The organism is Planococcus wigleyi (assembly GCF_014836985.1).
GTDB classification, from domain to species: domain Bacteria; phylum Bacillota; class Bacilli; order Bacillales_A; family Planococcaceae; genus Planococcus; species Planococcus notacanthi.
In genome coordinates, this window is sequence record NZ_JACSPU010000001.1 from 795,730 (window position 1) to 820,589 (window position 24,860).

At 45.2% G+C, this 24,860-nt stretch carries 20 protein-coding genes; all 20 read left to right on the forward strand.

Going from position 1 to position 24,860, the window contains the following annotated elements:
• Positions 1–60: 60 nt before the first annotated feature.
• The 20 genes from H9630_RS03730 to H9630_RS03825 all read left to right on the forward strand — a co-directional run bounded on the left by H9630_RS03730 (position 61) and on the right by H9630_RS03825 (position 24,787).
• Positions 61–852, forward strand: a complete 792-nt coding sequence (locus H9630_RS03730) for an isoprenyl transferase (protein ID WP_191714125.1) — start codon at positions 61–63, stop codon at positions 850–852.
• Positions 849–1,640, forward strand: coding sequence for a phosphatidate cytidylyltransferase (locus H9630_RS03735; protein ID WP_191714126.1), 792 nt, complete (start codon positions 849–851; stop codon positions 1,638–1,640). Before H9630_RS03730 ends, H9630_RS03735 begins: the two co-directional genes overlap by 4 nt.
• A gap of 16 nt (positions 1,641–1,656) precedes the next feature.
• The gene (gene dxr / locus H9630_RS03740; RefSeq protein ID WP_191714127.1) at positions 1,657–2,802 is read left to right on the forward strand and encodes a 1-deoxy-D-xylulose-5-phosphate reductoisomerase; all 1,146 of its coding nucleotides are present in this window, start codon (positions 1,657–1,659) and stop codon (positions 2,800–2,802) included.
• 42 nt (positions 2,803–2,844) lie between these two features.
• Complete coding sequence (gene rseP, locus H9630_RS03745) at positions 2,845–4,104, forward strand: RIP metalloprotease RseP (protein ID WP_191714128.1); 1,260 nt, start codon at positions 2,845–2,847, stop codon at positions 4,102–4,104.
• A gap of 99 nt (positions 4,105–4,203) precedes the next feature.
• On the forward strand, positions 4,204–5,907 hold the full coding sequence (locus tag H9630_RS03750) for a proline--tRNA ligase (protein WP_191714129.1): 1,704 nt from the start codon (positions 4,204–4,206) through the stop codon (positions 5,905–5,907).
• 373 nt (positions 5,908–6,280) lie between these two features.
• Positions 6,281–10,588 carry a PolC-type DNA polymerase III gene (locus tag H9630_RS03755; RefSeq protein WP_191714130.1) on the forward strand — a complete coding sequence of 1,436 codons (4,308 nt, stop codon included), beginning with the start codon at positions 6,281–6,283 and terminating at the stop codon, positions 10,586–10,588.
• Positions 10,589–10,713: 125 nt separating this feature from the next.
• Positions 10,714–11,199, forward strand: a complete 486-nt coding sequence (gene rimP, locus H9630_RS03760) for a ribosome maturation factor RimP (protein ID WP_191714131.1) — start codon at positions 10,714–10,716, stop codon at positions 11,197–11,199.
• Positions 11,200–11,219: 20 nt separating this feature from the next.
• On the forward strand, positions 11,220–12,347 hold the full coding sequence (gene nusA / locus H9630_RS03765) for a transcription termination factor NusA (RefSeq protein ID WP_191714132.1): 1,128 nt from the start codon (positions 11,220–11,222) through the stop codon (positions 12,345–12,347).
• 20 nt (positions 12,348–12,367) lie between these two features.
• Positions 12,368–12,646: an RNase P modulator RnpM gene (rnpM, locus tag H9630_RS03770; RefSeq protein ID WP_191714133.1), complete on the forward strand. Its 279-nt coding sequence runs from the start codon at positions 12,368–12,370 to the stop codon at positions 12,644–12,646.
• Positions 12,646–12,990 (forward strand): YlxQ family RNA-binding protein, encoded by a 345-nt coding sequence (locus H9630_RS03775; protein ID WP_191714134.1) that lies wholly within the window; start codon positions 12,646–12,648, stop codon positions 12,988–12,990. Before rnpM ends, H9630_RS03775 begins: the two co-directional genes overlap by 1 nt.
• A complete protein-coding gene (gene infB, locus H9630_RS03780) occupies positions 12,968–15,325 on the forward strand; it encodes a translation initiation factor IF-2 (protein WP_191714135.1) in 2,358 nt (785 codons plus the stop codon). Before H9630_RS03775 ends, infB begins: the two co-directional genes overlap by 23 nt.
• Complete coding sequence (locus H9630_RS03785) at positions 15,322–15,600, forward strand: DUF503 domain-containing protein (protein ID WP_191714136.1); 279 nt, start codon at positions 15,322–15,324, stop codon at positions 15,598–15,600. Before infB ends, H9630_RS03785 begins: the two co-directional genes overlap by 4 nt.
• Before the next feature lie 18 nt (positions 15,601–15,618).
• The gene (rbfA, locus tag H9630_RS03790; protein WP_191714137.1) at positions 15,619–15,969 is read left to right on the forward strand and encodes a 30S ribosome-binding factor RbfA; all 351 of its coding nucleotides are present in this window, start codon (positions 15,619–15,621) and stop codon (positions 15,967–15,969) included.
• A 64-nt stretch (positions 15,970–16,033) separates the two neighbouring features.
• Entirely contained in the window at positions 16,034–16,963 is a 930-nt protein-coding gene (gene truB / locus H9630_RS03795) for a tRNA pseudouridine(55) synthase TruB (RefSeq protein ID WP_318247974.1), read from the forward strand.
• A 1-nt stretch (position 16,964) separates the two neighbouring features.
• Positions 16,965–17,915, forward strand: coding sequence for a riboflavin biosynthesis protein RibF (gene ribF, locus H9630_RS03800; protein WP_191714138.1), 951 nt, complete (start codon positions 16,965–16,967; stop codon positions 17,913–17,915).
• Between the two features lie 135 nt (positions 17,916–18,050).
• Entirely contained in the window at positions 18,051–18,320 is a 270-nt protein-coding gene (rpsO, locus tag H9630_RS03805) for a 30S ribosomal protein S15 (protein WP_142826542.1), read from the forward strand.
• Between the two features lie 149 nt (positions 18,321–18,469).
• On the forward strand, positions 18,470–20,587 hold the full coding sequence (pnp, locus tag H9630_RS03810; RefSeq protein ID WP_191714139.1) for a polyribonucleotide nucleotidyltransferase: 2,118 nt from the start codon (positions 18,470–18,472) through the stop codon (positions 20,585–20,587).
• 59 nt (positions 20,588–20,646) lie between these two features.
• Positions 20,647–21,873: a M16 family metallopeptidase gene (locus H9630_RS03815; RefSeq protein WP_191714140.1), complete on the forward strand. Its 1,227-nt coding sequence runs from the start codon at positions 20,647–20,649 to the stop codon at positions 21,871–21,873.
• Positions 21,874–21,953: 80 nt separating this feature from the next.
• Positions 21,954–22,991 (forward strand): aspartate-semialdehyde dehydrogenase, encoded by a 1,038-nt coding sequence (locus H9630_RS03820; protein ID WP_191714504.1) that lies wholly within the window; start codon positions 21,954–21,956, stop codon positions 22,989–22,991.
• Between the two features lie 128 nt (positions 22,992–23,119).
• Entirely contained in the window at positions 23,120–24,787 is a 1,668-nt protein-coding gene (locus tag H9630_RS03825) for a ribonuclease J (RefSeq protein WP_191714141.1), read from the forward strand.
• Positions 24,788–24,860 lie beyond the last annotated feature (73 nt).

A 24,860-nucleotide genomic window follows, 5' to 3' on the forward strand; every position in this document is an offset into this window, starting at 1 on the left:
CGTTTTTTTTGATATGATAAGCAATAGACATGCCGATTTGTAATAGGTGGAGGACTAACTATGTTTAATAAACTACTAAAGCGAAATACTGATTTGGTCTTGGAAAGTGGAGATCGCTCAGTTTTGATTTCGAATGAAGCCGTTCCGGCCCATATAGCAATTATTATGGACGGTAATGGACGCTGGGCAAAAAAACGTTCGTTGCCAAGAGTCGCTGGACATCACGAAGGAATGAAAACGGTCCGAAAAGTGACCAAACTGGCCAATGAACTTGGGGTTGGCGTATTGACCTTATATGCATTTTCCACTGAAAACTGGAAACGCCCAAAAATCGAAGTGGATTTTTTGATGCGTTTGCCTGAAGAGTTTTTGACAACTTTCCTTCCAGAACTCATTGAAGAAAATGTTCGTGTGGAAATGATGGGGTATCATCATAATTTGCCTTTGCATACATTGAGAGCCATCAAAAAGGCAAAAGAGGCGACCAAGGAAAATACGGGGCTTGTTTTGAACTTTGCTTTGAACTACGGCAGCCGCGCAGAAATAGTCGATGCCGTCAAAGACATTGCTGCACAGGTTGCTGCGGGAACGTTGGATGTCAGTGATATCAACGAAGACCTTATTTCGGGGGGCTTAATGACAAAAGGGCTGCCTGAGCCGGATTTATTGATCCGCACAAGTGGTGAAGTTCGTTTAAGCAATTTTATGCTTTGGCAATTAGCCTATACCGAGTTTTGGTTCACGGAAACTTTATGGCCCGATTTTAATGAAGATTCCTTACTGGAAGCGATTGAGAATTACCAAAAACGCAATCGCCGGTACGGAGGGTTGAAAGGAGACGAAGTGAAATGAAACAGCGTATTATAACAGGGGCTATTGCGGCTGCGCTTTTTATCCCTTTTGTCATTTATGGAGGAGTGCCATTTATCCTCTTGGTCTATTTGCTGGGGACAATCGCATTGCAAGAGCTTTTGAAAATGAAAGGCCGGAGTTTATGGAGTATTCCCGGCCTTATTTCTTTGTTGGCGCTATACGCGTTTATGCTGCCCGATCAATGGGCAGACAATGTGCTTGAATGGACAGGCTATGAAAAAGTCGAATTTGCCTTTTTAGCTGTTATTCTTTTATTGATACATACGGTTATTGTGAAAAACAGCTTCACCTTTGATGATGCGGCTTTCGCTATTATGGGTACTTTATATGTCGGCATCGGATTCTTTTATTTTATTGAGACACGTGAAGCCAGTTTAAGCTTTTTGATTTTTGCATTGTTGGTTGTATGGTTCACAGATTCAGGTGCTTATTTTACAGGCCGAAAAATCGGCAAGCGGAAGCTATGGCCGGAAATTTCCCCAAACAAAACAATAGAAGGTTTTGTGGGTGGCATCATCTGGGCGATTGGAATTGCTTTGATCTTCAATTATTTTATTCCTTTAAACCATTCAATATTCCTGATTATCATTGTGACGATCATCGCCTCGATTTTTGGGCAAATGGGTGATTTGGTGGAATCTGCATTAAAACGCCACTTCAATGTGAAGGATTCAGGTTCGATTTTGCCGGGGCACGGCGGAATTCTGGATCGTTTTGACAGTATTTTATTTGTAATGCCTTTGCTTCATTTTTTACATTTCATCTAAGAGAGGAAATTGCTGAATGGTTAAGAAAATTACGTTGCTGGGTGCTACGGGTTCAATTGGTGTGCAGACAGCTGACATCATCCGTGAACATCCACATGAATTTAAATTGGTCGGTTTTTCTGCCGGAAAAAATATGGACATCACACGTAACCTGATTGCTGAATTCAAACCTGAAATCGTCTGTGTGCAGCGGAAAGAAGACGCTAAGGATTTAGCGGCTGAATATCCGGCTGTGGCAATCGTATCAGGCGCTGAAGGGCTTATCGACATTGCTGTTTATGAGGCTGACATTTTGGTTAATGCAGTTCTTGGCAGTGTGGGACTGGAACCGACCCTTGAAGCCATCAAACTTGGACGAACCATTGCGATTGCCAATAAAGAAACCTTGGTGACAGCAGGACATCTTGTGATGGAAAGCGCCAAACAATTCGGTGCGGCCATCCTGCCTGTTGACAGTGAGCACTCAGCTTTATTCCAAGCCTTGAATGGAGAAAAGAAAGACCAGGCAAGCCGTTTGATTCTAACGGCTTCAGGCGGCAGTTTCCGTGACTTGACGCGTGAACAGTTGAAAAACGTCACCGTCCAAGATGCGTTAAACCATCCGAATTGGTCAATGGGATCGAAAATCACCATTGATTCAGCCACTATGGTCAATAAAGGGCTTGAAGTGATCGAAGCACACATTTTGTTTGATTTCGCATATGCGGATATAGATGTGGTACTTCACCGCGAAAGCATCATCCATTCCATGGTCGAGTTCCAGGACACCAGTGTTATGGCACAGCTCGGCACACCCGATATGCGTGTCCCGATTCAATATGCCTTATCGTATCCTGACCGCCTTCCACGTGAGCAGGCGAAACGGTTGAATTTGGCTGAAATCGGAAAACTGAATTTCCAAGAGATGGACTACACGCGGTTTCGGGCATTGCAGCTGGCATTTGATGCCGGTGTTGCAGGAGGCACGATGACCACTGTCCTCAATGCCGCAAACGAACAGGCTGTTGCGCTATTCCTGAATGAGGAAATTAAATTCCTTGAGATTGAGGAAATGATCGAGCGGGCGATGGATCAGCACGAAGTTATTGCAACACCTGACTTGGAAACGATCTTGCATGTCGATGCTGAAACGAGAAAATCTGTAAAAAACATGCTAAAATAGCTAAAGATCAAAACCGAATAACTTTATAAGGATGGGTTCAAAATGGAGACAGTTATCTCGTTTATAATAATTTTCGGTGCTTTAGTGTTTTTCCATGAATTTGGCCATTTCCTGTTTGCCAAACGCTCCGGCATTTTAGTGCGCGAATTTGCAATCGGAATGGGCCCGAAAATTTTAGGGATCACCAAAGGGGAAACGCTTTATACACTGCGTTTATTGCCGATTGGTGGATATGTACGCATGGCCGGGGAAGATATGGATACCATTCATCTTCAAGCAGGCCATCGCATCGGCGTTCTGTTGAACAAAGAAGGCCAGGCTAAAAAGATCATCATGAACCAAAAGCATGTTTATCCGGAGATCTTGTTTCTTGAAGTAGAAGAAGCGGACCTGGAAAAAGAATTGTGGATCAAAGGATATGATGAAGAGGAAAAGCTGATCCGCATCGAAGTGGCACGAGATGCAGTTGTAGAGGAAAATGGCAGAGAAACCATTTTGGCTCCTTACGACCGTCAGTTTGATTCGAAGTCAGTCGGAAAACGGTTTATGACGATTTTCGCAGGTCCGTTATTCAACTTCATCCTGGCGTTTCTGATTTTCACGGCGCTTGGCATGATGCAAGGAATTCCTACCTTTGAACCTGTCATTACCGAAGTGACAGAAGACAGTCCGGCAGCAGAAGCCGGGATGCAAAACGGCGATTTGGTGACTGAAATTGAAGGGAATCCGATTGGCACTTGGGATGAACTGGTTGAATCAGTTCAGAACAATGCCGGCAATGCTCTTGAGTTCGAAGTTGAACGTAACGGAGAGCCATTGAATTTCACCATCACTCCTGAGGTATCCGAACAATCGCCTGAAGAAATCGGCGTAATCGGCGTACTGTATCAAAGTCCTGTCGAAAAAGACTTTTTTGGATCTTTTGTGTACGGTGCTGAACAAACCGTCTTCTGGTTCAAAGAGATCTTCCGTTTGCTAGGAATGCTTGTAACCGGCCAATTTACGATTGATGCTTTATCAGGTCCGGTTGGAATTTACAAGACGACTGAAGAAGTAGCCAAATACGGTTTCTTCACATTGATGAGCTGGGCAGGTATGCTCAGCATCAACTTGGGAATCATGAACCTGCTTCCGCTTCCGGCATTGGACGGCGGACGTCTCATGTTCTTCATTCTTGAAGCGGTGCGCGGCAAGCCGGTTGATCGGCAAAAAGAAGGAATGGTTCATTTTGTCGGGATCATGCTTCTCATGCTGTTGATGATCGTCGTCACGTGGAACGATATCCAAAAATATTTCTTTTAATAATTGATTGAGCATTACCGGACAGGCGATTATTATTGCCTGTCCTGAACTTTTAATCCCTTTATAAAAATTCTATAGTCAGTTGAGGTGTATTCTGGAATGAAACAAACAGCAACTTTTATCCCAACATTACGTGAAACTCCAGCCGATGCCGAAGTAAAATCGCATCAGCTTTTATTGCGCGCAGGCTTTATCCGCCAAAACACAAGCGGCATTTACTCATTCCTGCCGCTCGGCAAACGTGTACTGCAAAAAGTGGAAACCGTTATCCGAGAAGAAATGGAAGCCGCTAACAGTGTTGAAATCTTTATGCCAGCACTTCAGCAAGCTGAATTGTGGCAGGAATCAGGGCGTTGGTATTCTTACGGTGACGAATTAATGCGTTTGAAGGACCGGAATGATCGTGAATTCGCTCTAGGTGCGACACACGAAGAAGTCATCACCAGCTTGCTGCGGGATGAAATCAAATCCTATAAGAAGCTGCCTTTAAATCTGTTCCAAATACAGTCAAAGTTCAGAGACGAAAAACGTCCGCGTTTCGGATTATTGCGTGGCCGTGAATTCCTGATGAAAGATGCTTATTCGTTCCATGCCACTCCTGAAAGCCTGGATGAAACTTATGACGTCATGATGCAGGCTTACACCAATATCTTCACACGCCTGGGACTTGATTTCCGTGCTGTTATTGCGGATTCAGGTGCTATCGGAGGAAAAGATAACCACGAATTCATGGTGCTGTCGGAAATCGGTGAAGATACGATTGCGTATTCCGATAGTTCTTCTTATGCAGCGAACATCGAAATGGCAGCAGTCAATGTTTCATATCCGGTTTCAGACGAAACACCAGGAGAAATGGAAAAAGTGGCAACCCCAGGCAAGAATACCATTGCTGAGGTAGCAGAATTCATGGGGACGACTGCTGAAAAATGCATCAAAACCCTGGTTTTTAAAGCGGATGACGAATTGGTAATCGTTTTGGCGAGAGGCGATCATGATATTAATGACGTCAAAGTCAAACATGCAACAGGTGCTAAAGTTGTTGAGATGGCAACACCTGAAGAAGTACAGCAATTACTGGCGTGTGACATCGGCTCTCTTGGACCGATTAATCTTCCTGCTGAAGTCCGCTTGTTTGCTGATCACGCGGTGGAAAACATGGTCAATGGTGTAGCTGGCGCGAACGAAAGCGGCTATCACTACAAAAATGTTACGCCCGGAAAAGACTTTAAGGTCGCTGCTTACCACGACCTTCGTTTTATCCAGGAAGGGGATGCATCGCCGGACGGCCAAGGCACAATTCAATTTGCCAAAGGCATTGAAGTCGGACATATCTTTAAATTGGGCACGACTTACAGCATTCCGCTTAAAGGCACATTCCTGAACGATCAAGGAAAAGCGATGCCTTATATCATGGGATGCTACGGAATCGGTGTATCACGTGTGATGGCTGCCGTTGCTGAACAATTCCAGGACGACAATGGCTTTACATGGCCGGACATCGTTGCTCCTTACGAAGTCCATCTCGTACCTGTAAACGTCAAAGACGATGCACAGCGCGAGCTGGGTGAAGAGTTGTATTCCCTGTTGAAATCAAATCGCTACGAAGTGCTGCTTGATGACCGCAAAGAACGGGCAGGCGTGAAATTCACAGACGCTGACCTGATTGGGTTGCCGGTTCGCATCACCATCGGCAAAAAAGCGGCTGAAGGAATTCTGGAAGTCAAAATACGTCGGACAGGTGAAACATTCGAATGGACACGTGACGAATTGCTTGATCAATTGCAGCAGTTTTTTAAAAAATAACAGCAAAATCTGATATGATGAAAGGAAAGTACAAATTGTACTTTCCTTTCTTTTTCTGCTTGTTCGAGAAAATTGTAAATGTGAGTTTGCACTTTTTTAAGGTGAACGAAAGAAATGGTTTTAGCAAAATAGTTAAATGTGTAAAGTGTAAAGGAATCGTTGCGGGAAAGCAGATCAGTGATACAGCTCTCATTTTGTATCAGAGCTATCTCAGCTGTGCAGATGCTAAAGCTTGGGGTTTAGTGGAACTGGATGGCGAAAAATCCATACCAGCAAATGTTTAGTATGTTCAAATGTTAAATTGCCCTAATCCAACGCCGCCAGACAAAATGCACGTACGCTTTCTTAAATCACTACTACGAAGGGGATAATTATGACAAACCAGCAAGATCCTAAGATGCGGTTTAAAATGCTGCTTCAGCATCTCGACTTAACGGACGATGTACATATGCCCTTTTTCGAAGAGGCTGAACTGACACGGATGACTGTCCATAAAAAAGAACGATCGTGGAAATTCCTTGTAAAAGTAAAGAATATCCTGCCGATCGATTTGTACCTATTACTTAAAGAACGACTATATAGCACATTTTCTCCAATTGCTTCGGTTCAATTGAACATCGAATCTGCACAGGAGACAGCACAGGAAAACCTCGTCTTATCCTACTGGAGATACGCGGTTGAAGAATTGGCTGACATGGCGCCGCCGCTGCGTGAACGATTGCTGTCACAGGCGCCGGTTTGGAACGGCAACAAGCTTCTGCTGCAATGCAATCATGAACACGAAATGATGGCATTAAAGTCAAAATACAGCGATAAACTGGCTGGGGTATACCGCCAGTTTGGATTCCCGCATGTCTCCATCGATTTTCAGCTGTCGAACGAAGACCAGGAAGCGGCGCATGCGGCTTTCATGGCAGAACGTCTGCGTGAAGAAGAGGAGATGGCGAATAAAGCCTTGTCCGATATGAAAAAGCGGGAGACGAACCGAAAAGAGAACGGTACGCCTTCTGGGCCTTTCCAGATGGGTACGGCTATCAAACCGGATGAAAATATTGTGGAAATCCAATCGATTGTTGATGAGGAACGTCGAGTGACCATTGAAGGCTACGTCTTTGATGCAGAAGTCAGAGAACTTCGGAGCGGCCGTTCATTATTGACCGTCAAGATTACAGACTATACCGATTCGATTCTTGTGAAGATGTTCTCACGTGACAAAGAAGATGCTGAATTGATGGCCAATGCTAAAAAAGGCATGTGGTTAAGAGCTCGCGGTTCGATTCAGACGGATACCTTTGTGCGGGATCTGGTGATGATGGCACAGGATATGGTTGAGATCAAACCGGTTCTTCGCCAAGATACAGCTGAAGAAAAACGCGTCGAGTTGCATCTGCACACACCGATGAGCCAAATGGACGCCGTTTCGTCTGTTGAATCATTGGTCAGCCAAGCTGCCAGATGGGGCCATCCGGCGATTGCCATTACGGATCATGCCGGCGTACAGTCATTCCCGGATGCATATGCAGCCAGCAAAAAACATGGTATTAAAGCGATTTTTGGCCTGGAAGCGAATTTAGTGGATGACGGTGTACCGATCGCTTATGAAGAGCGCCATGCTTTATTGGAAGATGAAACGTTCGTTGTGTTTGACTTAGAGACCACGGGCTTGTCCGCTGTTTACGATACCATCATTGAATTAGCTGCTGTTAAAATCAAAGGCGGCCAGATCATCGATAAATTCGAGAGCTTTGCGAATCCTCATCATGAGCTTTCATCGACAACGATTGATTTGACTGGCATCACCGATGATATGGTCAAAAACGCACCGGAAGTGGAAGAAGTGATCCGCAAATACCACGAATGGGCAGGCGACCACATCATGGTTGCCCATAACGCTTCATTCGACATGGGCTTCCTGTATGTCTGCTATAAGAAATACGGTATTGAAACAAAGCATGCCACGATCGATACACTGGAATTGGCGCGTATGCTTCATCCTGAACTGAAAAACCACCGATTGAACACGTTGGCCAAAAAGTTCGGAATCGAGCTGACACAGCATCACCGGGCCATTTACGATACGGAAGCGACATCTTATTTATTGACGCATCTCTTAAAAGAAGCAGATCAAAAAGGCATTCTTTATCATGACCAATTAAACGATTATGTGGGCAGCGGAGACGCTTATAAACGTTCACGGCCGACCCATTGCACACTGTTGGCGCAGAACGATGAGGGGCTGAAAAATCTCTTCAAACTGGTGTCTGCATCTCACATCGATTATTTCTACCGGGTGCCTCGCATTCCGCGTTCATTGCTCCAACGACATCGGAAAGGCCTGCTGGTCGGTTCCGGTTGTGACAAAGGCGAAGTTTTCGAAGCGGTCATGCAAAAATCAATGGAAGAAGTTGAACAGACTGCGCAATTCTACGATTATCTGGAAGTTCATCCAAAAGAGGTTTATTCCCATTTGATTGAGCGGGAAATGATCCGCGATGAATGGAACTTGGAAGACATTATCCGGAAATTGGTGAAAATCAGCCGTAAGTTGGAAATACCTTTGGTTGCGACGGGCAATGTCCATTACTTGGATGAGACAGATGCCATTTTCAGACAGGTACTTATCGGATCCCAAGGCGGGGCGAATCCGTTGAATCGCCACAAGCTGCCGAAAGTGCATTTTAGAACAACCAACGAAATGCTCGATGCATTTGATTTCCTCGGTGCTGAAACAGCCCATGAACTGGTTGTGGAAAACTCGGTTAAAATCTCCGAGATGATCGATGTTGTCAAACCAATTAAAGATGAATTGTATACACCGAAAATTGAAGGCGCTGATGAAGAGGTTCGGGAATTGAGTTACAACATGGCCCGACAAATTTACGGAGATACTTTGCCTGAAATCGTGGAAGCGCGGATTGAGAAAGAATTGAAATCCATCATTGGACATGGTTTTGCGGTCATCTATCTGATCTCCCATAAGCTGGTTAAAAAATCATTGGATGACGGTTATTTGGTTGGTTCCCGTGGATCGGTCGGTTCTTCGCTTGTAGCGACGCTGACTGAAATAACGGAAGTCAATCCGTTGCCGCCGCATTATATTTGCCGGAAATGCAAGAAATCGGAGTTTTTTGATGACGGTTCTGTCAGTTCAGGATTCGATTTAAAAGACAAGAATTGCCCGGATTGTGATGTTCCTTATCAAAAAGAAGGCCAGGATATTCCGTTCGAAACGTTCTTAGGATTTAAAGGGGATAAAGTTCCGGATATCGATTTGAACTTCAGTGGAGAATACCAGGCAGTTGCCCATAACTATACGAAGGAACTGTTTGGAGAAGACAATGTTTTCCGTGCAGGCACCATCGGCACAGTAGCGGAAAAGACGGCTTATGGCTATGTCCGCGGCTATGCCAATGATCGAGACATGACATTGCGCGGGGCGGAAATCGACCGGCTTGTACAAGGATGTTCGGGCGTTAAGCGCAGTACCGGACAGCATCCGGGGGGGATCATCGTTGTTCCGGACTATATGGACATCTATGATTTCTCGCCAATCCAATTCCCGGCAGATGCGCAGGATTCAGAATGGAAGACTACACATTTTGACTTCCACTCTATCCACGATAATCTATTGAAGCTCGATATACTTGGTCACGATGATCCGACAGTGATCCGCATGCTCCAGGATTTGTCCGGCATCGATCCGAAGACCATCCCAACTGACGATCCGGAAGTCATGAAAATCTTCGCCGGACCTGAATCACTCGGTGTGACGAAGGAGCAGATTGGCTGTAAAACAGGAACGCTCGGCATTCCTGAATTCGGTACGCGTTTTGTGCGCCAGATGTTGGAAGAAACAAAACCGAACACGTTCTCGGAACTTGTCCAGATTTCCGGATTGTCCCACGGGACGGATGTATGGTTGAGCAATGCGCAGGAATTGATCCAAAATGGAACCTGCCAGCTGTCCGACGTAATCGGCTGCCGTGATGACATCATGGTCTATTTGATTTACCAGGGACTTGAATCTTCCTTGGCATTTAAAATCATGGAGTCTGTCCGTAAAGGTAAAGGATTGACGCCAGAATTTGAAGAAGCCATGAAAAAAGAAGGCGTGCCGAACTGGTACATCGAGTCCTGCAAAAAAATCAAGTACATGTTCCCGAAAGCGCACGCCGCTGCCTATGTTTTGATGGCTGTCCGCATCGCCTACTTTAAAGTGCATTTCCCTGTTCTTTACTATGCGGCTTATTTTACAGTGCGCGCAGAAGATTTTGATGTCAACGCTATGGCCAAAGGATCACATTCGATTCGTGCTGTGATTGATGAAATCAACAGCAAAGGCCTGGAAGCATCGACAAAAGAGAAGAACTTGCTGACGGTTATGGAATTGACGCTGGAAATGGTGGAGCGGGGCTACAGCTTCCAAAAGGTTGATTTATACAAATCATCTGCTGATCAGTTCATCATAGATGGCAACAGCCTGATTCCGCCATTCAATGCCATTCCTGGATTAGGGACCAACGCCGCAAAATCCATCGTGGCTGCACGCGAACATGGGGAATTCCTATCCAAGGAAGACCTTCAGCAACGTGGCCGCGTTTCAAAAACGATCATCGAATACATGGATGATCATGGCTGTTTAGAAGGGATGCCTGAAGCCAACCAGCTGTCTCTCTTCTAGCCAGTTGCACCACAGCGCGATTTGTGGTATTATTGTAGTAACATTTACTGATAGCTCTGTCGCAGAAGAGTGGGTTCTCCCGCTCTTTTCTGTTTGTTATGGCATAAAATTGGCGGGAGGCATGTATGAGCAAAATTACAGAACAAATCGAGAAGATAGCACAACCCATCACCAGTGAACTAGCCCTGGAACTTGTAGATGTGGAATTCCTTAAGGAAGGCCGCAACTGGTTTTTACGAGTGTATGTGGACAATCCGGAAGCACCGATTGATATTGATCAATGTGCTTTAGTAAGTGAAAAGCTCAGTGAGATTTTGGATCAACTCGATCCGATTGAACAAAATTATTTCCTGGAAGTTTCATCTCCGGGTGCAGAACGTCCGTTGAAGAAGGAAAAAGATTTCGAGAAAGCTATCGGTAAATTTATTTACATCAAAACTTATGAGCCGGTTGAAGATGCAAAAGAGTTTGAAGGCTATTTAAAGTCCTATGACGATGAACAAGTGGAAATTGAAATTAAAATCAAAACACGCAGAAAAATAATCAACATTCCGAAAGATAAGATTGCGATAATCCGTTTGGCCATTGATTTTTCTGTTAAACCTGATTGAAGAACCTGGGAGTGAATAAAATGAGCAGTGAGTTATTGGATGCTTTTGAAGTACTAGAGAAACAAAAAGGGATTTCCCGTGAAGTCCTGATCGAGGCAATTGAAGCTGCATTGGTAACGGCATACAAACGGAATTTCAACCAGGCACAAAATGTCCGTGTGGATTTGAACTTGGACACCGGCACGATGCTGGTCTATTCCCGCAAGGATGTTGTAGAAGAAGTGGAAGACGAACGTCTTCACATTTCATTGGAAGATGCTAAAGTCATCAACCCTGCTTACGAGCTTGGAGATGTGGTGGAAGAAGAAGTGACGCCGCGTAATTTCGGACGTATTGCTGCACAGACAGCGAAACAAGTTGTAACTCAACGTGTTCGTGAAGCTGAGCGCGGCCTAATCTTCGAAGAGTTTGTTGATCGTGCTGACGATATCGTCAACGGCATCGTTGAACGCATGGACGCACGCAACTTGTACGTAGGACTTGGCAAAGTTGAAGCAGTGCTTCCACAGACTGAGCAAATGCCGAATGAGCATTACAAGCCTCATGACCGCATCAAAGTGTATATCACAAAAGTGGAGCGCACAACTCGCGGGCCACAGGTATTTGTGTCGCGCACCCATCCGGGATTGCTTCGCCGTCTGTTTGAAAACGAAGTGCCTGAAATTTATGACGGCATCGTTGAAATCAAGTCGATTGCACGCGAAGCAGGAGACCGTTCTAAAATTTCCGTATTCGCACACCGCGATGACATTGATCCAGTAGGGTCATGCGTCGGATCTAAAGGCGGACGTGTCCAAACGATCGTCAATGAGTTGAGTGGAGAAAAAATCGATATTGTTGAATGGTCTGAAGAGCCGGTAGTCTTTGTAGCCAATGCACTTAGCCCATCCAAAGTATTGGATGTGCAAGTCAATGAAGAAGCAAAATCAACGACGGTTGTTGTTCCTGACTATCAATTATCTCTTGCGATCGGCAAACGTGGGCAAAATGCCCGTTTGGCAGCAAAATTGACTGGATGGAAAATTGACATTAAAAGCGAGACTGACGCTCGGGAAATGGGCATCTACCCGAACCCGAATGCTGATATCGAATTAGTGGAATCCGGTGAAGAACTGGACGATTTTGATTTTTACGAAGAAAAAGAATAATGTAGAAAAGGTGATGTCCGTTGGCTCTGCAAAAGAAAATTCCATTACGGAAGTGTGTAGCTACAGGCGAGATGCATCCTAAAAAGGAAATGATCCGCGTTGTCCGTTCAAAAGAAGGCGAAGTAGCCGTCGATTTGACTGGCAAAAAATCAGGACGCGGCGCATACCTTTCGAAATCGGAAGATGCCATCGCGACTGCCCGCAAAAAGAAAGTGCTGGACAAGCAATTGGAAGTCAAGATTCCAGACGAAATCTATGATGAGTTAATTCGCGTCGTTCTCAGAGAGCAGTTGAAATAATGACGAAACAAAAAATTCTTCAATTACTTGGATTGGCGACACGTGCAAGAATGACCATTTCCGGTGAAGAAATGACCGTGAACGAAGTTCGAAAAGGAAAAGCGAAATTAGTAATAATTTCAGAAGACGCTTCGGACAATACCAAAAAGAAATTGCAGGACAAATGCAAATCATTTGGAGTGGATCTGCATGTTTTAGGATCGCGGTTCGATTTGGGACATGCGATAGGCAAAGAAGAGCGGGTAGTGATTGCAATCACCGATAAAGGTTTTGCAAAAAAAATAACCAGCTTATTCGAAGAAATTAATCGGGGGCGAGCAGATGACCAAAATTCGAGTACATGAATACGCTAAGAAGGTAGACAAGCCAAGCAAAGAAATCATCAATGAATTGTCTAAACACAATATTAACGTGCAAAACCATATGGCTACATTAGAGGACAATGCTGTTTCGAAATTAGACAGCATCTACAAAAATGCGTCTGCAGGACAGCGTCCAGCAGCACAATCGCGTCCATCAGGACAAAGCCAATCCCGTCCGTCACAAGGCGGCCAGTCCCGTCCATCAGGACAAGGGCAATCACGTCCATCACAAGGCGGCCAGTCCCGTCCATCAGGACAAGGGCAATCGCGTCCATCACAAGGCGGCCAGTCCCGTCCATCAGGGCAAAGCCAATCACGTCCGGCAGCAGCTCCAAGCCAAGGGCAATCCCGTTCGCAAGGAAACGGCCAGCGTCCGACTACACCAGCAAAAACTGGTTCGAACTTCACACCAAAAGCAGCTAAACCGACGGCAGGCCCAGGCCAACGTTCTTCAGGACGTCCAGGAGGCGGAAACCGCAATGGCTTCCAAAACCGCAACCGTAAAGGGAAGCAGCAGCAACCGGTAAATCCGTTGCCGCCAATGCCTAAAAAAGAGAAAGAATTGCCGGCTAAAATTACATTCAGCGAGTCATTGACTGTAGCTGAGCTGGCGAAAAAATTAGGGCGCGAGCCTTCTGAAATCATCAAAAAATTATTCATGCTTGGTGTAATGGCTACCATTAACCAAGAGTTGGATAAAGATGCAATTGAATTGATCTGTGCTGAATATGAGGTTGAAGTGGAAGAAGAGATTCTTGTTGATAAAACAGATCTTGAAGTTTACTTTGAACCTGAAGACGAAAGCCTGAACGAAGAACGTCCACCGGTTGTGACAATCATGGGGCACGTTGACCATGGTAAAACAACATTGCTTGATTCAATTCGCCACACGAAAGTGACGGCAGGAGAAGCCGGCGGAATTACGCAGCATATCGGTGCTTACCAAGTTGTAGACAACGGCAAAAAAATCACATTCCTTGATACTCCTGGACACGCAGCATTTACAACCATGCGGGCACGCGGAGCGAAAGTGACAGACCTTGCCATTATTGTTGTTGCTGCAGACGACGGCGTTATGCCACAAACAGTTGAAGCCATCAATCATGCTAAAGCTGCAGAAGTTCCGATCATCATCGCAGTCAACAAAATGGATAAGCCAAGCGCAAATCCAGACCGTGTTATGCAAGAACTGACTGAGCATGGCTTAGTTCCTGAAGCATGGGGCGGAGACACGATTTTCGTACCGATTTCCGCATTGACTGGAGACGGCATTGATTCGTTGCTTGAAATGATCTTGCTTGTTTCTGAAGTAGGGGAATTGAAAGCTAACCCGGCACGCCGTGCAATTGGAACGGTTATTGAAGCAGAGCTTGATAAAGGCCGTGGTTCAGTAGCTACACTTCTAGTACAGGACGGTACGTTAAATGTTGGAGATCCGATCGTTGTCGGCAACACATTTGGACGCGTCCGTGCAATGGTTTCGGATGTAGGCCGTCGCGTAAAAGAAGCGGGCCCATCAACTCCAGTTGAAATCACTGGGTTGAATGATGTACCACAAGCAGGAGATCGTTTTGTTGTCTTTGAAGATGAAAAAACAGCTCGTCAAGTGGGCGAAACACGTGCAACATCTGCGCTTCAAGTTCAGCGTTCAGAAAAAACACGCGTAACACTTGATAACTTGTTTGATCAGTTGAAACAAGGCGAAATGAAAGAATTGAACCTGATCGTCAAAGCAGACGTTCAAGGAGCAGTTGAAGCTATGGCAGCATCACTTCTTAAAATCGATGTAGAAGGCGTCAACGTGAAAATCATCCACACAGGCGCTGGTGCGATTACAGAATCTGATATTTCATTGGCAGCTGCATCAAATGCCATCGTTATCGGCTTTAACGTTCGTCCGGATGCAAACGCGAAACGCGCTGCTGAAGCAGAAGGCGTAGATATCCGTTTGCACCGCATCATCTATAAAGTAATCGAAGAAATTGAATTCGCAATGAAAGGGTTGCTTGACCCGGAATTCGAAGAAAAAATCATCGGCCAAGCTGAAATCCGCAGCACATTCAAAGTATCTAAAGTCGGAACGATTGCCGGAAGCTATGTAACCGAAGGCAAAATTACACGTGACAGCGGCGTTCGCGTCATCCGTGAAGGCATCGTAGTATTCGAAGGTGAAATTGACACATTGAAACGTTTCAAAGACGATGCAAAAGAAGTGGCTAAAGGTTATGAATGCGGTATTACAATCAAAAACTTCAACGATGTGAAGGAAATGGATATCATTGAAGCGTATATTATGGAAGAAATCGTACGCAAATGATCCTGTACATGGAATGCGAATTTTTCATTCCAACGGCACATTCGTTAAAAGATAAGCGGGCAGTCGTGAAAAGCATGCTGACCCGCAGCAGACAAAAATTCAATGTTTCCGCAGCGGAAATTGACCACCAAAATGTTTGGCAGCGGACCCGCATCGCTTTTGTTATCGTCTCTTCCTCAAAAGAAATGGCTGATAAGGAAATGGCGCAGGTTCTCTACTACTTGGAAAGCAACCCCGCTTGGGAATGTTTGGAGATTGAGAAAGAATATTTGTAAGAACGAGGTGGATTAGCAATGACAATGCGCGCGAATCGTGTAGCCGAGCAGATGAAAAAAGAGCTCAGCGATATCATCAGCCGAAAACTGAAAGATCCACGTATCGGATTTGTCACTGTAACAGATGTTGAAGTTACAGGAGATCTCCAGCAGGCAACTGTATATATCAGCGTGTTAGGTGAAGACCATGCAAAAGAACAGACATTGCTTGGGTTAACGAAGTCGAAAGGATTTATCCGCACCGAAATCGGACAGCGGATCCGTCTTCGCAAAACTCCTGAATTGTCTTTTGAAATCGATTCATCGGTTGCTTACGGCAATCGAATCGATACATTACTGCGTGATATTCAAGAACCAAAAGAAGATTAAAAAAAGCCTGCTGTCTATTTCAGATAGCAGGCTTTTTTTGCATCAAGCAAAGGAGTTAAGGCATATGGCGCTGAACGGAATTCTACCATTGTGGAAAGAAAAAGGGATGACCTCCCATGATTGTGTCTTCAAGTTAAGAAAGATCCTGCAAACAAAAAAAGTTGGGCATACGGGGACGCTGGATCCTGAAGTGGACGGTGTCCTGCCAATCTGCATCGGCAATACGACCAAAGTGGCAGAATATATCACTGACCAAGGTAAGACTTATGAAGCGGAAGTGACCATCGGCTATTCAACTGAAACAGAAGATGCAACAGGCGAAACGGTGGATACGGACCTCTCAGAAAAGCTCATTACCCGACAGCAAGTAGCTGAAGTCTTTTTGCAGCTTACCGGAAATATTAAACAGATTCCCCCAATGTATTCAGCCGTCAAAGTGAACGGCAAAAAGCTATATGAATATGCACGCCAAGGAATCGCCGTTGAACGGCCTGAGCGGACAGTCCGCATCGAATCGATTGAGTTATTGAATGATGATCTTCAATGGACTGGCCAGCAAATCAAATTCAATATCCGTATCCGCTGCGGCAAAGGAACTTATATCCGGACATTGGCTGTGCAAATCGGAGAAGCATTAGGCTTTCCTGCGCATATGTCCCGGCTGACTCGGACAGAATCCGGTAAATTCGCCAAAAAAGATTGCGTAACACTTGCCGAAGTGGCTGAACTTGCTCAAAATGGAGTTATCGGCGACATTTTGAAACCGCTCAGCTATGGTCTAGAGGCGTTTCCATTCATGGAAATCGAACCGAAACAGATATTTGCTGTAAAAAACGGGCAAGTACTGGCGCGTCATGCCATACTTGATCAAATGGGATTTGTAGTTTTGACCTATCAGGGACAACCCGTGGCACTCTATAAAAACCATCCTGAAAAAGCGGATAAGATGAAGCCTGAAAAAATGTTCGGTTTTCCGACAGCGGACGAGGTGTAGTATGGAAATTATTCATTTAAGTTATCCGATTCACGTTAAACCCGATAGTGAGACGGGACCATTGTCCTTGGCCCTCGGCTTTTTCGACGGTGTACATAAAGGACATCAGCGCGTGATAGGCGACGCCATCAAACAAGCTGAAAGCAAAGGCATTAAATCAGCGGTTATGACGTTCGATCCACATCCTTCATTGGTTTTAGGCGGCAGAAAAGAAGAAGTCTTTTATATTACGCCTATGCAGCAGAAGATGGAAATCCTTGAAGGAATGGGCGTCGATTATTGCTTTATCGTGCGCTTTACTTCAGAGTTTGCCAAATTGACGCCGCAACAGTTTATCGAGATATTCATTAAGGAACTGAATGTCAGCCATGTCACAGCCGGGTTCGATTTTTCGTTCGGCAGCAAAGGGAAAGGCGATATGACCTTGATGAAAGAGCTGGGTGACGGGCAGTATGGCGTCACTGTCATAGAAAAACAGGAAGATGGCAATGAAAAAATCAGTTCGACACGCATCCGTGAGCTATTGAAAAACGGTGCAGTCGAGCAGGTTTGCCATTTGTTGGGCCGGCCATTCCGTGTTTTAGGAACCGTGGTCAATGGTGATAAACGGGGACGCACCATCGGATTTCCGACGGCCAATATAGAGCCGGAACTGGGTGCTGTCGTGCCAAGCCGCGGCGTTTACGCGGTGAAAATTCAAGTGCAGGGGCAGACTTACAATGGTGTCTGCAATATTGGCTTCAAGCCGACGTTTAATAATCCCGATGTAAAAAAGCAAGTCATCGAAGTGCATATTCTTGATTTTGACAAGTCGATCTACGGGGAAATGGTGGAAGTCGAATGGCATGAACGGATCCGGGATGAGCAGAAGTTCTCCGGCATTGATGAGTTGAAAGCGCAAATTCAGCGTGACAAGATGACGGCTGAGCAGTTTTTCGCTGGCATTAATTAATCAGTGTGGTTGATTTCGGAAATGGCTTATGCTATTATTTATGAGTACTGAATGTACAAACCGTTGCTTGGCAAATCGAATCACCAACGTTTGCTCGGTAATTGGGGATATCAGAAATTAGGAGGTGGAAACAGTATGGCAATCACACAAGAACGTAAAAATGAATTGATCAATGAATACAAAGTGCATGACACTGATACTGGGTCTGCAGAAATTCAAATCGCCATTCTTACAGAAGACATCAACAACTTGAATGAGCACTTACGTACTCACAAAAAAGATCATCACTCACGTCGTGGTCTATTCAAAATGGTTGGACGCCGTCGTAACTTGCTAAAATACTTACGTGAAAACGAAGTTGCTCGCTACCGCGAGTTAATCGCAAGACTTGGCCTACGCCGTTAATAGCAAAAAGTAAAAGCGGGATTCGTCCCGCTTTTTCTTTATGGATAAAACTTTAAATTATCGCATCGCATACCGGATGCTTTTTTGATACACTACTATTGGATACATATAGTATAGAGAAACAAGGTAAGAGAGAGGAGCTCGATATTATGGGGCAAACAAAAAAAGTCTACACACTTGATTGGGCTGGCCGCGAATTACAGGTTGAGGTCGGCCAATTGGCAAAACAAGCAAACGGAGCAGCATTGATCCGTTATGGTGATACAGCAGTTCTTTCAACTGCAACCGCTTCAAAAACTCCGAAACCTTTGGATTTCTTCCCATTGACGGTCAACTACGAAGAGCGTCTTTACGCTGTCGGTAAAATCCCAGGCGGATTCATCAAACGTGAAGGACGCCCTTCTGAAAAAGCGACTTTGACAAGCCGTTTGATCGATCGCCCAATCCGCCCGTTATTCCCGGATGGTTTCCGCAACGAAGTTCAAGTCATCTCCATGGTTATGTCTGTAGATCAGGATTGTCCATCAGAAATGGCTGCAATGTTCGGTTCTTCTCTAGCCTTGATGATATCGGATATTCCTTTCGGCGGTCCGATCGCTGGAGTAATCGTCGGTTTGATCGACGGACAATTTATCATCAATCCGACAAACGATCAGCTTGAGCAAAGCTCGATCAACTTGACGGTTGCCGGTACTAAAGAAGCCATCAACATGGTGGAAGCCGGAGCGAAAGAAGTTTCTGAAGAAGTGATTTTGGAAGCCATCATGTTCGGACACGAAGAAATCAAGAAATTGATTGCCTTCCAAGAACAGATTGCTGCAGAAGTCGGCAAAGAAAAAACGGCAATCCAGCTTTACGAATTGGATGCAGAATTGACGGCGACACTTAAAGAAGCAGTAGAAGCTGAATTGAATGCAGCTGTCCAAATCAATGAAAAACAAGCACGCAATGAAGCGATTGACGAAGTCAAAGCCCGTGCAATGGCGGCATACGAAGAATCGGATGACGCTGTGAAAAAACAGGCTGGCCAGATCCTTGATAAAATGGTCAAAGACGAAGTACGCCGCTTGATCACAGATGAAAAAATCCGTCCGGACGGCCGTGGACCTTCTGAAATCCGTCCATTGTCATCAGAAGTCGGCATTCTTAACCGCACACACGGTTCAGGCTTGTTCACTCGCGGTCAAACGCAGGCGATGAGCATCTGTACGCTAGGCGCTTTAGGTGATGTTCAAATCATCGACGGCCTTGGCATCGAAGACACAAAACGTTTTATGCACCATTACAACTTCCCGTTGTTCTCAGTAGGTGAAACCGGATTCCTTCGTGGGCCTGGACGCCGCGAAATCGGACACGGAGCACTTGGTGAGCGCGCTCTTGAAGCAGTCATTCCAAATGAGAAAGATTTCCCTTACACGATCCGCCTTGTTGCAGAAGTATTGGAATCTAACGGTTCGACTTCACAGGCGAGTATCTGTGCTTCCACACTTGCGATGATGGATGCCGGTGTTCCGTTGACAGCTCCAGTTGCAGGCATTGCGATGGGCCTTGTCAAAAAAGGCGAAAACTACACAGTACTTTCTGATATCCAAGGCATGGAAGATCACCTTGGCGATATGGACTTTAAAGTAGCCGGTACTGCAAAAGGCATTACCGCTCTTCAAATGGACATCAAGATAGATGGCCTGTCACGTGAAATCTTGGAAGAAGCGTTGACGCAAGCTCAAATCGGACGTATCCACATCCTTGAATCGATGCTGGCGACGATTGCTGAACCAAGAACGACACTTTCCAAGTATGCACCGAAAATCATCATGGTGAAGATCAATCCTGACAAGATCCGTGATGTTATCGGACCTGGCGGAAAAGTGATCAACAAAATCATCGATGAAACAGGCGTTAAGATCGATACGGAGCAAGACGGTACGATCTTCATTTCTTCAGTAGACGAAGAAATGAATGCGAAAGCGAAAGCGATGATCGAAAATATCGTGCGTGAAGCGAAAGTCGGCGAATATTACGAAGGCAAAGTCAAACGCATTGAAAAGTTCGGCGCATTCGTTGAATTGTTCCCGGGCAAAGACGGACTCCTTCACATTTCGGAAATCCAGGAAGAACGGACGAAAGAAGTGGAAGATGTTCTGAAGATGGACCAGATCGTCCAAGTCAAAGTAATTGAAATTGACCGCCAAGGACGTGTAAACTTATCACGTAAGGTTGTTTTGAAAGAACAAAAAGAAGCAGCTGAAAAACAAAACCAAGAATAATCATCTATTCAAATTGCCGACTTTGTCGGCAATTTTTTACTATGAGGAGGAACATGCACATGGTGACTACACAGACTTGCAAAAATGGATTGCGCATTGTTTCCGAACACATTCCCCATTTTCATTCCGTAGCAGTTGGGGTTTTTGTCAATAACGGTTCACGGGATGAGTTGCCGGAAGAAAACGGCATTACGCATTTTATTGAACACATGCTGTTCAAAGGAACGGATTCGCGCACTGCGAAAGAAATCGCCCGGGAATTCGACCGCATCGGCGGCGATATCAATGCCTATACATCAAAAGAATATACCTGTTACTACGCAAAGGTTTTGGACCATCATGCGGAACATGCTGTAACGGTACTCGCGGATATGCTGTTCAATTCGCAGATGGATCCGGTGGAATTCGACAAGGAACGCCAAGTCATCCTTGAAGAAATCAGCATGACTGAAGACATGCCGGACGACGATGTGCATGAGCAATTATGGCGCGTCATGTATCCGCAGAACTCGATCGGCGCACCGATTCTTGGGACCGCTGAAACCTTGGCAAGCTTTACGCCTGAGAAAATCCGCGACTATATGGATCGCCATTATACACCTGCAAATACGGTCGTTTCGGTGGCAGGCAACATCACTCCAGCTTTACTGGAAAAGATTGAAGCGTTATTCGGCTCATTCGAGAAAAAAGAAAGTCCGAAAAAGTACGAACTTCCTGTTTTCACATCCGGCTATTCACTGAAAAATAAAGAAACGGAACAAGGGCATCTATGCCTTGGCTTTCCCGGCCTGTCTTTAAATGATCCGGATATCTACAGCTTCACGGTTCTGAACAACATCATCGGCGGCTCCATGTCTTCAAGGCTGTTCCAGGAAATTCGTGAGCAACGTGGATTGGCCTACTCGATTTTCTCCTATCATTCTGCTTATTCCGATCATGGAACATTGGCGATCTACGGTGGAACATCAGATGAACAAATGGCTGAAATGCAGCAAGTCATTATGACCTTGTTAAAGGAATTGAAAAATGGCGGCATTACGGAAGAGGAAGTGACCGACTCCAAAGAACAGCTGAAAGGCAGTTTGATGCTGGGTCTTGAAAGCACAAGTGCGCGTATGAGCCGTAACGGCCGTCACGAACTATTGCTGGGCAAACACCAGACTTACGATGAAGTGCTTTCTCAAATCGACCAGGTAACATTAGAAAAAGTTTATTCCTTATTGGAGATCCTGGTGGAATCGCCAGCGGTTTCCATCATACGTCCGAAAGAAGCTTCCTTAGTATAAAGGGAGCTTTTTTGCTGTTTTGCTCCTTTAGCAGGGTAAATTATGTTACAATAATTCAAATCAACATTGAAGGAGCGAATATTGTGAAAACATTCAACGTAGCGATAATGGGAGCAACAGGTGCAGTCGGCCAGCAAATGACAGAGCAATTGGAGAAACGGAATTTTCCTATAAAAGACATTGTCTTTTTGTCTTCAAGCCGATCTGCCGGAAAAGAGATTACATTCAATGGCCAGACTTTCACCGTTCAGGAAGCCAAACCTGAATCATTTGAAGGCATTGATATTGCCTTATTCAGCGCAGGAGGAAGTGTTTCAGAAAAATTCGCCCCTGAAGCGGTTAAACGTGGTGCCGTTGTTATAGACAATACCAGCGCGTTCCGTATGGACAAGGAAGTGCCTTTAGTTGTTCCTGAAGTGAATAAAAGCGATCTTTCTCTCCATAAAGGAATAATTGCCAATCCAAACTGTTCTACAATCCAGATGGTCTGTGCATTGCAGCCATTAAAAGAACTGTTTGGCATGACGAAAGTGGTGGTTTCCACTTATCAGGCAGTATCGGGAGCGGGAATTGATGCCATCAATGAATTGAAAGAACAAGCTGGCGACTTTGACAACGCAAAAACAGCTGATGCAAAAATGCTGCCGGTCAAATCGGCTGAACGCCATTACCCGATCGCTTTCAATGTAATTCCGCAAATTGATCAATTCACCGACAACGGTTATACATTCGAAGAAATGAAAATGATCAACGAAACGAAAAAAATCATGCACGATGATTCCCTGGCAGTCGCAGCGACATGCGTACGCTTGCCGGTGGTCACAGGGCATTCTGAATCGGTTTACGTGGAACTCAAAGAAGCGGCAACTGTTGGGCAGGTCAAGCAGGCAATTGCACAGGCACCAGGCGTGGAGCTGATGGACGACCCATCAAACCAACTGTACCCGATGCCTTTGATGACTGCAGGACTTGATGAAGTGTTTGTCGGCCGTATCCGCCAGGACTTGGACAACCCGAATGGCTTCCACCTGTGGGTCGTTTCAGATAACCTGGTAAAAGGCGCAGCACTGAACTCGGTTCAGATTGCAGAAGCCCTGATTGAAGAAAATATCATTTAATCCCGAACGGCAATCGAAAAAATGAACCGGCCTATGAGCCGGTTTATTTTTTTCTTTGGACTGTTTCCGGTGATTCCCGTATAATGAATTCTATGGATGTGTACGGGTGAATTTTAGGAGGAAATAAATTGAGTAAAATTAAAAATGAAGTAATAAGAGTTATCCCTTTAGGCGGAGTCGGCGAAATCGGCAAAGCAATGTACGTAATAGAAATTGATGAAGATCTTTTCGTTGTGGACAGCGGTTTGATGTTCCCGGAAGATGAAATGCTGGGTGTCGACATCGTCATTCCGGATATGACTTTCCTGGAAGAAAACAAAGACCGTGTCAAAGGAATCTTTTTGACTCACGGCCACGAAGATGCGATTGGTTCAATCGCTTATTTACTGAAGAAGATCCAAGCGCCGGTCTACGGATCGAAATTGACAATTGCGTTAGCCAAAGAACATATTAAAGAACAAGGTTCTTTAAAACATGTCAAGTTCTTTGAAGTAACCAATAAGAGCCGCATGAACTTCGACAAAACACATGTGACGTTCTTCCATACGACACATAGTATTCCTGACGCATTTGGGATCGTCTTCCACACATCTGAAGGCGCAATCGTGCATACAGGCGAATTTAAATTTGATCAGTCAGCTAAAGGCAGTTACAAGCCCGATATCGCAAAAATGGCGAAATTAGGGGAAGACGGCGTATTGATGCTGCTGTCCGACTCTACTGAAGCTGAACGCCCAGGATATACAACTTCGGAAATTGTGGTTGCAGACCATATCCTGTCGGCATTCCTTGCTGCTGAAGGCCGTGTACTGGTATCCCTTTATTCATCAAACTTTATTCGTATCCAACAGGTATTCGATATCGCGGCAGCGACAGGCAAAAAAGTCGCTGTAGCCGGAAGAAGTCTGGAGAGCAGCTATGAAGTCGGCCTGCGCCTAGGCTACTTGACAGTCGACGAAGATACAGTCATTTCCCTGAAAGACCTGGAAAACTACCGTGATGACGAAGTGGTCATCATTGTTACCGGTAACCAAGGGGAGCCGCTTGAAGCTTTGGACAAAATGGTCCGCAAGCAGCACAAAGACGTAAAAATCAAAGAAACAGATACAGTATTAATTACATTCACACCATCACCCGGTATGGAAGTTCCAATGTTCCAAACAATGAATAAGTTGGCGAAAGCCGGCGCAAATGTTTTGACCGCCAGCAAAAAAGTCCACGTATCAGGACACGGCAGCCAAGAAGATCTTAAAATGATGCTGAACATGATGAAGCCGAAATATTTCATTCCGATCCAGGGCGAATACAAAATGCTGATTGCGCATTCTAAATTGGCACAGCAGGTCGGCTTGCATAAGTCTGAAATCTTTATCGCCGATAAAGGCGATATCGTGGAATACAAAGAAGGCAAAGTCCGGATGAGCGGGCGCGTTACTGCCGGCAATGTACTTATTGATGGAATCGGCATCGGCGACGTAGGCAATATCGTTCTGCGTGACCGTAAGCTATTGTCCCAGGATGGGATTTTCATCGTTGTGGTTACGCTGAACCGCAAAGAGAAGAAAATCGCTTCCGGCCCTGAAATGATTTCACGCGGTTTTGTCTATGTCCGTGAATCAGAAGAGCTGATGGATGAATCTACAAGACTTGTACGCAAGGTCGTTGAAAAATATGTCACCAGAGACGCATTCGAATGGAATAACATCAAGCAGGAAATTCGCGATACATTGAATTCCTACCTATTCCAGCAAACGAAGCGCCGTCCGATGATCATCCCGATAATTATGGAATACTAAGAAAAAAGCAAAAGGATTTCCATACCGATCTAATCGGAGGGAATCCTTTTTCGATTATGGAAGAAAAGAGGGA